The sequence below is a fragment of the Micrococcus sp. KRD026 genome (genome assembly GCF_017168445.1).
GTDB classification, from domain to species: domain Bacteria; phylum Actinomycetota; class Actinomycetes; order Actinomycetales; family Micrococcaceae; genus Micrococcus; species Micrococcus luteus.
Map to the genome: position 1 here is coordinate 1 of NZ_JABFBA010000016.1, position 13,527 is coordinate 13,527.

A 13,527-nucleotide genomic window follows, 5' to 3' on the forward strand; every position below is an offset into this window, starting at 1 on the left:
CCCGCGTCCCTCGGACCCGCCCACCGCAAGGTCGGCGTCGTGGGGGCCGGCGGCGTCGGCACGGCGATCTGCTATGCGGCGCTGATCCGCGGCGTCGCCCGCGAGGTCGCCCTGTACGACATCGACGAGCCCAAGGTCCGCGCCGAGGTCCTCGACCTGGCCCACGGCACCCCGTTCACCTCCGCGTCGGCGATGACCGGCGGCGCGGACCCGGACGTCCTGGCCGGCTGCGAGGTCGTGGTGATCACGGCCGGCGCCAAGCAGAAGCCGGGGCAGACCCGCCTCGACCTCGGCGCGCACAACGTGGAGATCCTGCGCGGCCTGCTGCCCCAGGTGCAGGCGCACGCGCCGGAGGCGCTGATCGTGCTCGTCACCAATCCCGTGGACGTCCTCACGCTGGTGGCCCAGCGCCTCACCGGTCTGCCTGCCGGCCGGGTGATCGGCTCGGGCACCCTCCTGGACACGTCCCGCCTGCGGTGGCTGCTGGCGTCGCGGGCGCAGGTCCACCCGTCGTCGGTGCACGCGGCCATCCTCGGCGAGCACGGGGACACGGAGTTCCCCGCGTGGAGCTCGGCGCGCATCGGCCCGACGCCCATCCTGGAGTGGCCGACGCCGGTCGACCCGCTGTTCACCCGCGCCGACCTGGACGAGGTGGCGGACACCGTGGTGCACGCCGCGTACGAGGTGATCCAGGGCAAGGGCGCCACCACGTACGCGGTCGGCGTGGCCACGACCCGCCTGCTCGAGGCGATCCTGCGCGACCAGCACGCCATTCTGCCGGTCTCCACCGTGCTCGACGGCGTCCACGGGCTCTCGGACGTCGCCCTGTCCATGCCGTCCGTGGTGGGGCGCGACGGCGTCACCCGCGTGATCCAGCCCGAGCTGGACGACGCGGAGATGCGGGCGCTGCACGCCTCGGCGGACGCGCTGCGGCGGGAGGCACGCAGCCTCGGGTTCTGAGGCGCCGGGCTCAGGCGCGGGGGGCGTCGCCTCCGGTGCCGCCCTGCTCGCGGCGCTCGGCGGCGGCCTGGGCGCGGCGGTCGGCGGCGGCCTTGCGGAACATCTCCTCGGAGGAGCGGTTCACACCGGAGCCCTGGGAGAGGTGGTCCGGGTTCTCGCGCGCGGCGAGCTGCAGCATGGCCACCACCACGAGCGAGGTCATGAAGAAGACGCCGAAGGCGATCAGCGCGATGTCGACGCGCAGTGGATTCTGGGTGCCGCCGGAGGCGGTGATGCCGGCGATCACCCCGCCGATCAGGCCGAGCACGGCGGAGAAGACGAGCGGGCCCTTGACCGTGGTGCGCAGACCGCCGCGTGCCGGGCGGCCGGATCCGGCGCGATCGGCGGACGGGCGGGGGGACGGTGCGCTCACGGCGGGACTCCTGACGGCTGGGGGCGGCTGGGGCGACACGGCCCGCGCAGGCGCCCGGGGCTGAGGCCCTCGGGGCGCGGCGGACCGGAGCCAGTCTACGCGTCCGGCCGACGGGTGGCCCCTCGGGGCCCCGAGGTCCTCCCCCGGCGAACGTCCGCCCCGCGGATCAGGACGACGACGTCGGCCCGGTTCAGAGGCCCCTGGCCGTGCCCCGGTCCCGGCGCACCTCGTGGTGGAAGCCGAGCCCGGAGACCATCAGGAGCACGCCGATCAGGATCGCCCCGCCGCCGGCGATGCCGAGCAGGGCGTGCGGGCCGAAGCCCTGCAGGGCGGCCACGACCACGCCGCCCCCGGAGAGCAGGCCCACGAGTCCGGTCCACAGCTGGTCCCGCGCGGGGATGAACTCGCGGCGGTGGCGGGCCCACGCCACGAGCTCGGCGACGCCGCCGAGCACGAGGGCGGCGCCGGCCGCCACGCCCACCGCCGCCGGGGACCCCAGGAACAGCAGCACGATCACGCCGAGCATCCACGCGGCCGCCGCCAGGGACAGCGGGGAGCGCATGGCCACGGGCACCGGGTCGCGGCGCAGGTACTCCCACATCGCCGAACCGGAGAACGCCAGGTACAGCGCGAACATGACCTTCATCCACGTCAGGCCCGGCTCGGCGACGAACACGGTGGTCAGACCGAACGCCAGCGCCACCACGGCGCGGATCAGGATCGGCTTGAACACCACGGACGAGATCTCGAGGGGGGTCTGCACGGTAGCCACCGCCCCAGTCTAGGTGTTGTGGGTCATGAGGTTCTTGACATGGGTACCGGGCTGAGATGAGACGAGTGGGCCCCGCCCCGCAGGATGGAAGTTCCTCAACAACCCACCTGCCAGAAGAGACCCACTCATGACTCACGCTAACGCACCCCTGACCCCCACTGGCCGTCTCAGGATGGTCCACCGCCACCTGCACGACGGGATCCCGCAGGCACACGTGGCCGCCGAGTTCCGGGTGAGCCGGCCCACGGTGGCCACCTGGGTCGCCCGCTACCGCGCCCAGGGAGAAGCCGGCCTTCAGGACCTGCCCAGCCGGCCGCACCGTTCACCTGCCCAGCTCGATCCGGTCTTGGTCGCCCAGATCCACGCCCTGCGGCGGGAGCGCAAGTGGTCCGCACGGCGCATCCATCACTACCTCGTCTCCGAGGGCCACCGGGTGTGTCTTCGTACCGTGGGACGGTGGCTGCACCGACTCGGGATCTCCCGCCTACGGGACCTGACCCCGGCCGGAGAAGACCTGCGCCAACGACCCCAGAAGATCACCGCGAGAGGGCCGGGGCACATGGTGCACCTGGATGTGAAGAAGATCGGGAAGATCCCAGACGGGGGCGGCTGGCGCACCCACGGACGTGAAAGTGAAGCAGGCCGTGCTTCCAAGCGTGGTGCCGGCCGGCGGGTCGGCTACACCTACCTGCACTCGGCGATCGACGGGTACACCCGGCTGGCCTACACCGAAGCGTTGGAGGACGAGCGGGCGGCCACGACCGTGAGCTTCTACTGCCGGGCGCGGGCGTTCTTCGCCGCCCACGGCATCACCGTGGACCGGGTGATCACGGACAACGGGAACAACTATCGGGCTGCGGACTTCACCGCGAAGGTGGTCTCGCTCGGGGGCCGGCACCACCGGATCCGCCCCTACACCCCGCGCCATAACGGGAAGGTCGAGCGGTACAACCGGCTGATGGTCGATGAGGTCATCTACGCCCGCCCCTACACCTCAGAGCAGGCTCGGCGTGAGGCCCTGGCGGTGTGGGTGAACCACTACAACTACCATCGGCCTCATACCTCCTGCGGAGACGCTCCTCCGACCTCGTTGGCACCGGCCCGAGTCAACAACGTCATGCCCTCCTACATCTAGGAGCAGTGCGGCCGCGGCCCGGCCCGCGCGTCACCGCCCGGACGCGCTCACCCGACGCCGAGCCGCATCCAGTCGTCGCGCCGGGCCCGCCAGCCGAGGGTGAGCGCCCGCATCCCCATGTAGACCCCTGCGAAGCCGAGCCAGAGCAGGCCCAGCTGCACGCCGGCGTCGGGCACGGCGGCGTTCGGTCCGGGCCAGGCCGCGGTCCAGCCGAATCCGCCCGTGGCGAGCTGCGCGAGCACCCAGAGCGCCGGCGCGTAGACCACGAGGTTCACGAGGCCGGCGAGGGCGAGGTAGCGGGCGTCGCCGGCGCCGATCAGCACGCCGTCCAGCACGAACACGTACCCGGCCACCGGCTGCCCGGCGGCCAGCACCCACAGGCCCACGGTGGCGGCGGCCTGCACGGTCGGGTCCGTGGTGAACAGCCCCGGCAGCACCGGTGCCGCCAGGGCCAGCACGGCCCCGGTCACGACGCCGAAGCCCAGCCCCCAGCGCACCATCGTCCGGGTGAGGCGACGGGCGGCGTCCGGCCGGGCGGCCCCGAGCTCGGCGCCGATCAGGGCCTGCGCGGCGATCGCGAGGGCGTCGAGGGCGAACGCCAGCGTGGAGAACAGCGTGAAGACGAGCTGGTGCGCGGCGAGGGTGAGGTCGCCCGCTCCGGCAGCGGCCATGACGGTGATGAGGATGGCCGCCCGCAGGCTCGCGGTGCGCAGCAGCAGCCACGAGCCCACCTGGGCCGTGGCGCGCATGCCCGACGCACGGGGCGCCCACACCGTGCCCGAGCGGCGGAAGCGCGGGGCCAGCACGAACAGGTACGTCACGAGCATCGCCCACTGCACCACGGACGTGCCGACGGCCGAGCCGGCCACGCCCCAGCCCAGCCCGTACACCAGGGCCACGTTCAGCCCGATGTTCGCGCCGAAGCCCACACCCGCCACCACGAGCGGCGTCACGGTGTCCTGGAGGCCGCGGAGCACCCCGGTGGCCGCGAGCACGGCCAGCAGGGCCGGCAGCCCCGGCATGGAGCAGCGCAGGTAGGCGACGGCGTGGGCCTGCACCTCGCCCGTCGCGCCGAGGGCCGCCGTCAGCGCGGGGGCCGCGAGCCAGCCGAGGACGGCCAGCACCGCGCCGAGCAGCAGGCCCAGCCAGATGCCGTCGCGGCCGCGGTCCATCGCGGCGGCCGGGTTCCCCGCCCCGATCAGCCGGGCCACCGCCGGGGTGGTGGCGTAGGCCAGGAAGATCATGAGGCCGGTGAGCGTGTGCAGGATGGTGGTGCCGATCCCGACGCCGGCCAGCTGGGCCGTGCCCAGGTGCCCGATGATCGCGGTGTCGGCCAGCAGGAACAGCGGCTCCGCGATGAGCGCGCCGAACGCGGGGACCGCGAGCGCGAGGATGCGCCGCGTGAGGGCGCGCGCGTCCTGCGGGGCGGGCGCCGCCGTCGAGCCGGAGGGTCCTGCCATCTCAGCCCAGCAGGGCCAGCAGCGGGGCCAGCGCCGTGGTCGGGGCAGTGGGGCCGGGCAGCGTGTCCGGCAGCAGGGGGGCCACGAGGTAGAGCATCGCGATGGCGATGCCGTTGTTCACCATGTGCAGCAGCACCGCGTACCCGAACGAGCGGCCCATCAGGATGTAGGACACCGTGATCGCCACCGCGAGGGTCAGGTACGGGACGGTCTCCACGAGCCGGAAGTCGCCGCCGGTGCCGAGGAAGTGCAGGAGTGTGAACGCGAGCACGGAGACCACGGCGCACACCCACACGTTGATCCAGCGGGAGAGCTTGCCGATCAGCAGGTGGCGGAACAGGTACTCCTCCACGAGCGGGGCGGCCACCACGGTCATGAGGATCATGAGCACGGGCGGGGCCTGCGTGGTCATCTCCTCGAGCGCGGCCTGGTTGGCGCTGGTCTGCGCCTCCCCGATGAGGCTCAGCACGATCACGTTCACGACGATGCACGCCAGCCACGTGGCGGGCAGCAGCAACAGCTTCCACCACGTCCCCGTGCGGAACACCCGCAGCGACGTCACGAGCGGGCGCCAGGCCACGGCCAGCACGAGCACCACGAGGATCGCGTAGCTGACGATGTTCACCGTGAACCCGTCGCGGACCAGGTCGAACGCCTCGAGGTCACCGGGGACCAGGCCGAGCGACACCGCCAGCCACAGCCCCAGCCCGAGCACCATGAGCGCCACGTACACGAGCACCACGACGGCGTCGCCCCAGTGGAACCGACCCGGGGTCCAGTCCGGCGCGGGGCGGGCCGCGGGCCGGCGGCCGGGCCAGCCGGCGGGGACGCCACCGGGGGCGCCGGGGTGCCCGTGCAGGCTCGGGGCGACGGCGGCGCGGCGGGCGGACGGCCGGCCCGACGGCGGCCAGCCGGCGGGCGGACCGGCCGGCGGGCCAGAGGGAGGAACGCTCATGGCGGCCACGCTACCAACGGGGGCGGACGCGCCAGGCCGCGGGCGCCGTCGTCGGGAGCGGCTCCGTGGCCCACGCCACGCCCGCGCGCCCGCGACACGCGCGCGGTGGCGGCGGTCCGAACGCCTCGTCTACGGTGCTCCCCATGGCCTTGTTCTCCCAGCCGGTGTTCATCAACCTCCCGACGACGGACACCGAGCGGATCCGTGAGTTCTGGACGACCCTGGGCGCCACCGCGATGGACGACTACTCGGACGAGCACTCGGTGTGCATCGAGCTCACCGAGTCGACGTACGCGATGTACCTCAGCCCCGGCTACTACACCGACTTCATCGGCAACCGTGAGATCGCCGACTGCCTCACCACCAACTCCGCCCTCATGGCGCTGACCGTCGGCGACGCCGCGGCGGTGGACGCCCTGGCGGACCGGGCGATCGAGCTCGGCGCCGCCGAGGTGCCCCTGCCCGAGGACCTGCGCGAGGAGATGGCCGACTCCGGCATGCACTCCCGCGAGATCGTCGACCCGGACGGGCACCAGTGGGAGTTCGTCACCGCCTGAGCCCGCCGGCTCAGGCGCCGAGTCGCCCGGTGAGGCGCGCGTGCATCGCCGCGGAGGCCTCGTTCAGCCCCGTCACCTCGGCGTGGATCCCGTGCCGGGCGTACTTGGTCAGCACCGAGTCGAGCGCGGCCACAGTGGAGGCGTCCCACACGTGCGCGGCACTCATGTCGATCACGACGCGCGGCGGGTCGAGGGCGTACTCGAACTGCGAGTAGAGGTCGTTCGAGGACGCGAAGAACAGGGCGCCGTGCACGCGATACGTGACGGCGTCGCCGTCGTCGTGGACCTCGCGGACCACCGTGACCAGACGCGAGACGCGCTGAGCGAAGAGCACCAGCGCAGCGAGCACGCCCACACCCACGCCGATCGCGAGGTTGTGAGTGAGCACCGTGGCCGCCACGGTCACGACCATGACGGCGGTCTCCGAGCGCGGCATCGCGCGCAGGGTGGCGGGGCGCACCGAATGCCAATCGAAGGTGGCGGCGGCCACGAACATCATCACGCCCACGAGCGCGGCCATGGGGATCTGCGCCACGAAGCCGCCGAAGGCCACCACGAGCACCAGCAGGAACACGCCCGCGAGGAACGTGGAGGTCCGGGTGCGGGCGCCGTTCGCCTTGACGTTCATCATGGTCTGCCCCACCACGGCGCAGCCGCCCATGCCGCCGAACAACCCCGAGACCACGTTCGCGACACCCTGCCCCCAGGACTCGCGCGTCTTGTCCGAGCGGGTGTCGGTGATGTCGTCCACGAGCTTCGCGGTGAGCAGGGACTCGAGCAACCCCACGAACGCGATGCCGACGCTGAACGGCAGGATCAACCGGAGGGTCTCCCACGTCAGCGGGACGTCCGGCAGGCCGAGCGCGGGCAACGCGTCCGGCAGCGCGCCACGGTCCCCCACGCGCGGCACGGTCAGACCGGCGGCCATCACCAGGGAGGTGACCACGACCACGGCCACCAGGGTCGCCGGCACCGCCGTGGTGAGCCGCGGCAGCAGCACCACGATCACCAGGGCGAGCGCCGTGAGCGGGTACACGAGCCACGGGACGCCGATCAGCTCGGGCAGCTGCGAGGTGAACACGAGGATGGCCAACGCGTTGACGAACCCCACCATCACCGAGCGCGGGACGAACCGCATGAGCCGGGCCACGCCGAGCACGCCGAGCAGGATCTGGATGACGCCGCCGAGTATGATCGCGGCCAGGAGGTGCCCCACCCCGTACGCGTGGGACAGCGGCGCGACGACCAGCGCCACCGCCCCCGTGGCCGCGGAGATCATGGCGGGCCGGCCGCCCACGATCGCCGTGGTCACCGCCATGGTGAAGGACGCGAACAGCCCGACGCGCGGGTCCACGCCCGCGATGATCGAGAACGCGATGGCCTCCGGGATCAGGGCGAGCGCCACCACGACGGCGGCCAGCACCTCCGTGCCCAGCAGCCGAGGGCTGCGCAGGGTGCGCAGGACGGACTGCCGCTGGAGCGGCGTGAGGGCAGGCGGGGGCGCGGCGGGTAAGGCGGGCATGCTCCCGAGGGTAGCGGCGGCCCCGGACGCGGCAGGCGCGGACGACGCGGAGCGTGCACTCAGCCGAGCAGCTCCTCGATCAGCGAGGACTCCTCCCGATGGAGGCGCGCCACGAACGGCAGCAGCATGAGCACGCCGAACAGCGCACCGTCCCGTGTGGTGCCGGCGGCCTCGTGATCCACCTCGACGCGGGTCAGGGAGAACATCCCACCCGAGTGGAACCGGGCGACCCGCCGTGGCCGGCCGCCGTCCTCCCCCTGTGCCCGCACCTCCACGGAGCCGTCCCAGTCCGCGCGGGCCACCACGCGACGCCCCTGGACCGTCCCGTCGACGGCGAAGTAGAGCACGTTCTCGCCCCAGATCTCCTTGAGCTCGTCATGCACGGGCGCCGGTGGCTCCCCCTCGGCCGGTGCCGTGACGTCCGGTCGATGCGTCACGGCATAGGTCGGGCGCAGCAGGCGGCCCACCGCGCTGCGCCACGTGGCCCGGCGGATCCCCACCGTGGTGGCGGCACCGCCGATCGACTCCCAGCGGAACGTGCCGGTGCGTTCGCAGCCCGCCAGCTCCCCACGGACCACCCGGCCGACGAGCTCGCCGTCGTCGCGATGCACCGCGACGGTCCGCATGCTGCGCCGGACGGTGTCCAGCGTCCCCTCCCGGAACCCGTACGTGCTGGTGCGCGTCATGGCCCTCCTCCCCGCCCGCCGCGGTCCGGCCGCATGAGGCGTGCGTCCCAGTGTTCCAGAATCCCCGCGTCCCGTGGGCAGGGCTTCGTGGGCAGGGTTCCGTGGGCAGAACCGGCGGCGATTCAGGTTCCGTGGGCGGAAGGAGTCACTCTTCTGCCCACTGAACCGGCTGACCCGCCCACGGAACCGGTTGCCCTGCCCACGGAACCCCGAGAGGCGACTCGGGCGGCATCGCCAGGGAGCACCCGCGCCGGCACCCACCCCCGCAGGCAACGGGCCGGCGTAGCCCGTCCCCGCGCCCACCACCGCCCCGAGCACCGCCGGCGCGGCGGTGCGGACCGCCACGAGCAGCACGAGGTCCGCGCGGCCGATGCCCAGGGTGCGGCGGCGGCCGAGGTCGCGGCGACGGATGAGCACGTCGGCGAGCACCACGATCGCCACGAAGAAGGCGCCCGCCCCGAGGATGAGCAGCAGCAGGGACCGGCCGAGTCCGGCCAGCTCCCCGGTGATCGTCGCGTTCCCGGCGGCCAGCGCCCGCGCGGTCTGCACCTGCGAGGAGCGAGGGTCGGGGTCGATCACGGCCAGGGCCGAGTCCTGCATGGCGCGGGTGCCGGCGGTGTCCGGGGCCAGGACACGGACCTGCTGGACCACGAGGGAGGCCGGCGCGGCGGGCACGGCAATCGCGTAGTCCGCGAGGTCCTCGAACGGGGTGAGCGCCTCGAACGCGCCCACCACGGCCCACTGGCGTCCGTCTCCGGACTCGAGCACTCCGGAGGGCTGGGCCAGGCCCAGCTCGGCCAGCTTCGCCTCGGGCACCACCACCTCCCCGGGGCCCGGCAGGCGGCCGCGCGTGAGCTCGACGCCGCGGTCGACGGTGCCCACCACGTGGGTCACCGCCACGCGAGTCCCGCCCGCACCGATCGCGGCGTTCACCGTGTCCACGGGCATGTCGCGGGCCAGGGCGGCCTCGGCGGAGTCGAGACCGGCGAGGGTGGCGACGGTGGCGCCGGTGAGGAAGCCGGTGCCACCCGAGTCCGTCACGGTGAGCACGCGCGCCGCGGGCCCGGAGAGCTCCGCGGCGACGGCGGCCTCCGTGGCCGCCTGACGGCCCACCGTGGCGACGGCCGCGAAGCACATGGCGGCCACCACCAACAGCACGAGGGCGGAGGGCACGGGCGCGGTGCGGGCGGCGGTGAGGGCCTCGCGCAGCAGGGTCCTCAGGTTCACGGGCGGGCCTCCGGGTTCACAGTCGCACCACCTCGTCCGCACGGGCGACGACGGCCGGGTCGTGCGTGGCCACCACCACGGTGCGCCCCTCCCCCGCGGCCTCGGCCAGCGCGTCGAGCACGAGGGAGGCGTTGTCCGGGTCGAGGTTGCCCGTGGGCTCGTCGGCCAGCACCACCGCAGGGGTGTTCACGAGTGCCCGGCAGACCGCCACGCGCTGGGCCTGCCCGCCTGAGACCTGGCCCGGCCGGTGCTCGGCCCGGTGCCCGAGGCCGAACCGCTCCAGCAGGATCCTGGCCCGGCCTTCGAGCTCGCGACGGGACAGGCCGGCGTAGAGGCCGGGCTCCACCACCGAGTCCAGGATGGGCCGGGACGGGTCCAGCTCGGCGTCCTGGAACACGAACCCCACGGACGTGGCCCGCAGCCGCGCCCGGCGCCGGTCCGGGAGGGCGGAGGCGTCGACGTCGCCCAGGCGCACCACGCCCGCCGAGGGCGTGAGCATAAGCCCCAGCACGTACAGCAGCGTGGACTTGCCGCGCCCGGACGGGCCGGTGAGCGCGGTGACGGCGCCAGGGGTGAAGCGGTGGGTCAGGCCGTCGAACAGCTCCTCCGCGCCGCGCGTGTACGCGAAGCGCAGGTCCGCCACGGAGAGCTCCGCGTTCACGGGGCGCCGTTCAGCACGCGCACGGTCTCCCCGGCGTCCACGCCGTCCACCACGGCCAGTCCGTCCGCGGAGCCGCGGACGGTGACGGTGCGCTCCTCCTGGACGCCGTCGCGAACCACGGTGACCCTCGCGGCGCCGTCAGGCTGGGTGCGCAGCGCGGACACGGGGACCACGGGCCCGGTGACGGGCGGGACCACGTTGACCTTCGAGGGCAGGGAGGTGGAGGCCTCGGCGGGCAGGGAGTCGCAGTCCGCGCCGCACACCGCGCCGCCGTCGGGGGCGGTCAGGGGGATGCGGATCAGCCCTTGGTCGTCCGCGGTGGACTCGCCGGCCACGGCTTCCCACTCGTGCTCGCCGTGGGGCACGGTCACCGCGGTGCCGGCCGGGATTATGGCGGCCTGGTCCTGGTTGACCTCGATGGCGAACGTGGGCTCGTCGCCGGGGCGGGCGACGATGGTCTCGCCTCCCGCGAGCGCGCCGCCGACGGCCGTGGCCTTCGCGTCCACGCTGAGCGCGGCGGGGAGTGATTCCAGCACCACGAGCTGGCCCAGCTCCACGGTGTCCGCGGCCGGGTAGTCGCGCTCGGTGAGCCAGCCGTTCCAGGCGACAGCGGTGGCCTCGTCCCAGGTGCCGGTGACCTCCACCTTCGCCCCCGTGGCGGCGAGCATGCGCTGGAACGCGGCGACATCGCTGCCGGTGGCGCCCTCGCCGAGCGCCCGCCACTGGGGCAGCTCGCCCTGCACGGTGATCACGGGCTGCTGCGCGACGGCGTACAGCACGTCCCCGGCGGCCACCTCACCGGACTCCCCGGCCCGGGTGACGACGCCGGACAGCGCGTTCACGGCGGCGGGCGCCTGCTCGCGCGTCACGGAGACGCCGAGGGTGATGACGCGGCCGAGCTCCTGCTCGGCGACGGTGACGAGAGCGTCCTCGGACGGACGCTGCTCGGCCTGGGCCGGAGGGGTGAGCGTGGCCCGGCCGGCCCAGAAGGCCAGGACGGCCACGATCAGGAGCACCCCGGCCAGCGTGGCCCAGCGGAGCGGCCGGGTCATCCGGAGGTGCCCCAGAAGACGTCCTGCGGGGGCAGCTCCGGGCAGGTCTGGACGACCTGCGTCTGGCGCTCCTCGGGCACGCCTCTCATGGTCGCCTGCAAGGGCCACCAGTCATGGCGGCCTGGTGTGAAGAAGGCCGTCACGAAGGACTCCTTGGACGGCCGTGTGCTGGTGTCCACAGTGAACCCCTGCGCTTCGAGACAGGGGATGAGGTACTGGTCCCAGTAGTCATAGACAAGGCGAAGCTGCGGTTCGCTCCAATCCTGGGTATAGCTCGGGTCGACTGGGTGCTGGGCGATGCAGGTGTTCATCGCCAGCGCCCAGGCGCGAGCCTGCGCAGCCGGCGGCGTGGAGTATCGGAGACCGCCCGTCGGCGAGACCTCGACGGGGAATCCGTCTGCCCTCATGCACGAGGCGACCTTCTGATCTGATTCCAGGGGAGTCGTGGACCAGTCCTTCCGCTGGACCTGAAGGATCTCGGGAGTTCCCCCGCTCTCTGCCAGGCGGTCCATCTGTTCTCGGTAGGCCGCTTCCTTCTCCGGCTCCGTCGCCAGAACGGGTTCGATGACCTCGGTCGGTTTCCATGTGGCGGCATCCCACACCTTTGAGGGGGTACTGCCTGTCTCCGCGTGCGCCGACGCTCCTGCGTCCGCGCCGGAAGCACACCCCGCCAACAAGAGGGCCCCGACGAGTCCGACCATGGCACCAGCGAAACCGCTTGTCATTCGCCCCTCAGGCACAAGACACCCCAGCGCTCGCAGAGAAAATATCAGTAGGGGTAGTAGCAGTAGCCATTGCTACCCGAAAGAAGCAATGAGACCGAATCGGCCTTCCAGGTCTGGGTGCCTCGGAGACCAGGCTCCCAGTACCTCACGTAGTAGTTGGCTTTGGTACTCGACACTCCCCCAACCGACACCGTGAGGTAATCCCCGTACCGCTGCTGCTCGCCACGGACGCCGACATATCCACCTCCGGCACTGCAGTCCTGTCGCCCGGAGTCCGTCAATGCCTGTGCCGGCACTGCCCCAGAAACGGCCAACAATCCCGCGACGGCGATACCGGCCCCGACCTTTGTAACCCGCTGCTTCATACCCGTGACGATCCTCCTCAGGATTCAAGCTCAAATATGAGCCGCGTCACACACTAGGCGCTAAGGCCTCCCACGGCAAGGGATTCTTCCTGGCCTCCTCAGGCCGTCCCGATTCCCTTTGCGCTTGCTGCAGCCATCACCGGGCGTCGTCTCGTGAGGCCGCGCCGTCGTCGTCCTCCCCGCCCTTGAACTGGCTCATGTAGAGCCGGTGGTAGGCGCCCTTGGCCGCGAGCAGCTCGGCGTGGCTGCCCTGCTCCACGATGTCGCCGTCCTCCATCACGAGGATGACGTCCGCGTCCCGGATGGTGGAGAGGCGGTGGGCGATCACGAAGCTCGTGCGGTCCGAGCGCAGCGCCGCCATCGCGCCCTGGACCAGCACCTCGGTGCGGGTGTCCACGGAGGAGGTGGCCTCGTCCAGGATCAGGAGCGAGGGCTGGGCCAGGAACGCACGGGCGATGGTGATGAGCTGCCGCTCGCCCGCGGACACGTTGGCGGCGTCCTGCTCGATCACGGTGTCGTAGCCGTCGGGCAGGGTGTGCACGAAACGGTCCACGTAGGTGGCCTTCGCCGCCGCGACGACCTCCTCGTCCGTGGCGTCGAGTCGGCCGTAGCGGATGTTCTCCCGGATGGTCCCGCCGAAGAGCACGGCGTCCTGGAGCACCATGCCGGTGGCGGCGCGCAGCTCGCCGCGGCTGACCGTGCGGGTGTCCACGCCGTCCAGCAGGATCCGCCCGCCGTCCACCTCGTAGAACCGCATGATCAGGTTGACCAGGGTGGTCTTGCCGGCACCGGTCGGCCCGACGATCGCGACCGTCTGCCCCGGCTCCGCCACGAAGTTCAGGTCCGTGATGAGCGGCTTCTCCGGCGTGTAGGAGAAGCGCACATGCTCGAACTCCACGCGACCGCGCAGCGGGCGCGGGAGGTGGGCGACGCCGTCGGGCCCGGGGATGGCGGAGGGCGCCGTTTCCCGAACGAAAGCGCTCTCGGAGGGCGCCGTTTCCCAAACGAAAGTGCCGTCGGGGGTGCGGGCGGGGGTGC

The 13,527-nt window shown here is 72.8% G+C and carries 13 protein-coding genes; 3 read left to right on the forward strand and 10 right to left on the reverse strand.

Annotated elements, in window-relative coordinates:
• Nucleotides 1-960: L-lactate dehydrogenase (locus J1M40_RS05860; RefSeq protein WP_241252125.1), on the forward strand; the 960-nt coding region annotated here is incomplete at its 5' end.
• Nucleotides 961-970: 10 nt separating this feature from the next.
• Here the strand turns inward: J1M40_RS05860 and J1M40_RS05865 are convergent.
• Together J1M40_RS05865 and J1M40_RS05870 are read right to left on the reverse strand one after the other, a co-directional pair.
• The gene (locus J1M40_RS05865) at nt 971-1,372 is read right to left on the reverse strand and encodes a hypothetical protein (protein WP_049144854.1); all 402 of its coding nucleotides are present in this window, start codon (nt 1,370-1,372) and stop codon (nt 971-973) included.
• Between the two features lie 190 nt (nt 1,373-1,562).
• Nucleotides 1,563-2,144 carry a hypothetical protein gene (locus J1M40_RS05870; protein ID WP_010079963.1) on the reverse strand — a complete coding sequence of 194 codons (582 nt, stop codon included), beginning with the start codon at nt 2,142-2,144 and terminating at the stop codon, nt 1,563-1,565.
• Between the two features lie 127 nt (nt 2,145-2,271).
• Here J1M40_RS05870 and J1M40_RS05875 point away from each other — a divergent pair, with 127 nt between their 5' ends.
• Nucleotides 2,272-3,279: an IS481 family transposase gene (locus J1M40_RS05875; protein WP_206450572.1), complete on the forward strand. Its 1,008-nt coding sequence runs from the start codon at nt 2,272-2,274 to the stop codon at nt 3,277-3,279.
• A gap of 47 nt (nt 3,280-3,326) precedes the next feature.
• Here J1M40_RS05875 and J1M40_RS05880 read toward each other — a convergent pair whose 3' ends face one another.
• Together J1M40_RS05880 and J1M40_RS05885 are read right to left on the reverse strand one after the other, a co-directional pair.
• Nucleotides 3,327-4,739 carry an MATE family efflux transporter gene (locus J1M40_RS05880; protein ID WP_206450573.1) on the reverse strand — a complete coding sequence of 471 codons (1,413 nt, stop codon included), beginning with the start codon at nt 4,737-4,739 and terminating at the stop codon, nt 3,327-3,329.
• Nucleotide 4,740: 1 nt separating this feature from the next.
• The gene (locus tag J1M40_RS05885; RefSeq protein ID WP_036317511.1) at nt 4,741-5,694 is read right to left on the reverse strand and encodes a CPBP family intramembrane glutamic endopeptidase; all 954 of its coding nucleotides are present in this window, start codon (nt 5,692-5,694) and stop codon (nt 4,741-4,743) included.
• Between the two features lie 143 nt (nt 5,695-5,837).
• On the opposite strand from J1M40_RS05885, the gene J1M40_RS05890 reads away from it, so the two are divergent.
• Nucleotides 5,838-6,251, forward strand: a complete 414-nt coding sequence (locus J1M40_RS05890) for a VOC family protein (protein ID WP_020621736.1) — start codon at nt 5,838-5,840, stop codon at nt 6,249-6,251.
• Nucleotides 6,252-6,261: 10 nt separating this feature from the next.
• Here the strand turns inward: J1M40_RS05890 and J1M40_RS05895 are convergent, their stop codons facing one another.
• The 6 genes from J1M40_RS05895 to J1M40_RS05925 form a co-directional block, all read right to left on the reverse strand.
• Nucleotides 6,262-7,773, reverse strand: a complete 1,512-nt coding sequence (locus tag J1M40_RS05895) for a SulP family inorganic anion transporter (RefSeq protein WP_206450574.1) — start codon at nt 7,771-7,773, stop codon at nt 6,262-6,264.
• Nucleotides 7,774-7,832: 59 nt separating this feature from the next.
• Complete coding sequence (locus J1M40_RS12690; RefSeq protein ID WP_241252126.1) at nt 7,833-9,686, reverse strand: hypothetical protein; 1,854 nt, start codon at nt 9,684-9,686, stop codon at nt 7,833-7,835.
• 16 nt (nt 9,687-9,702) lie between these two features.
• On the reverse strand, nt 9,703-10,347 hold the full coding sequence (locus tag J1M40_RS05910) for an ABC transporter ATP-binding protein (protein WP_010079956.1): 645 nt from the start codon (nt 10,345-10,347) through the stop codon (nt 9,703-9,705).
• Nucleotides 10,344-11,399, reverse strand: coding sequence for a hypothetical protein (locus J1M40_RS05915; RefSeq protein WP_206450575.1), 1,056 nt, complete (start codon nt 11,397-11,399; stop codon nt 10,344-10,346). The genes J1M40_RS05910 and J1M40_RS05915 overlap by 4 nt, the downstream gene beginning before the upstream one ends.
• Nucleotides 11,396-12,001, reverse strand: coding sequence for a hypothetical protein (locus J1M40_RS05920; protein WP_230594463.1), 606 nt, complete (start codon nt 11,999-12,001; stop codon nt 11,396-11,398). The genes J1M40_RS05915 and J1M40_RS05920 overlap by 4 nt, the downstream gene beginning before the upstream one ends.
• Nucleotides 12,002-12,625: 624 nt before the next feature.
• On the reverse strand, nt 12,626-13,527 hold a 902-nt coding region (locus J1M40_RS05925; protein WP_241252127.1), incomplete at its 5' end, for an ABC transporter ATP-binding protein.

What these genes read in the sequence shown, in the direction of transcription:
- J1M40_RS05885 (WP_036317511.1), bottom strand. Translation starts at nt 5,694, where the DNA reads ATGAGCGTTCCTCCCTCTGGCCCGCCGGCCGGTCCGCCCGCCGGCTGG.
- J1M40_RS05890 (WP_020621736.1), top strand. Translation starts at nt 5,838, where the DNA reads ATGGCCTTGTTCTCCCAGCCGGTGTTCATCAACCTCCCGACGACGGAC.
- J1M40_RS05880 (WP_206450573.1), bottom strand. Translation starts at nt 4,739, where the DNA reads ATGGCAGGACCCTCCGGCTCGACGGCGGCGCCCGCCCCGCAGGACGCG.
- J1M40_RS05895 (WP_206450574.1), bottom strand. Translation starts at nt 7,773, where the DNA reads ATGCCCGCCTTACCCGCCGCGCCCCCGCCTGCCCTCACGCCGCTCCAG.
- J1M40_RS05915 (WP_206450575.1), bottom strand. Translation starts at nt 11,399, where the DNA reads ATGACCCGGCCGCTCCGCTGGGCCACGCTGGCCGGGGTGCTCCTGATC.
- J1M40_RS05875 (WP_206450572.1), top strand. Translation starts at nt 2,272, where the DNA reads ATGACTCACGCTAACGCACCCCTGACCCCCACTGGCCGTCTCAGGATG.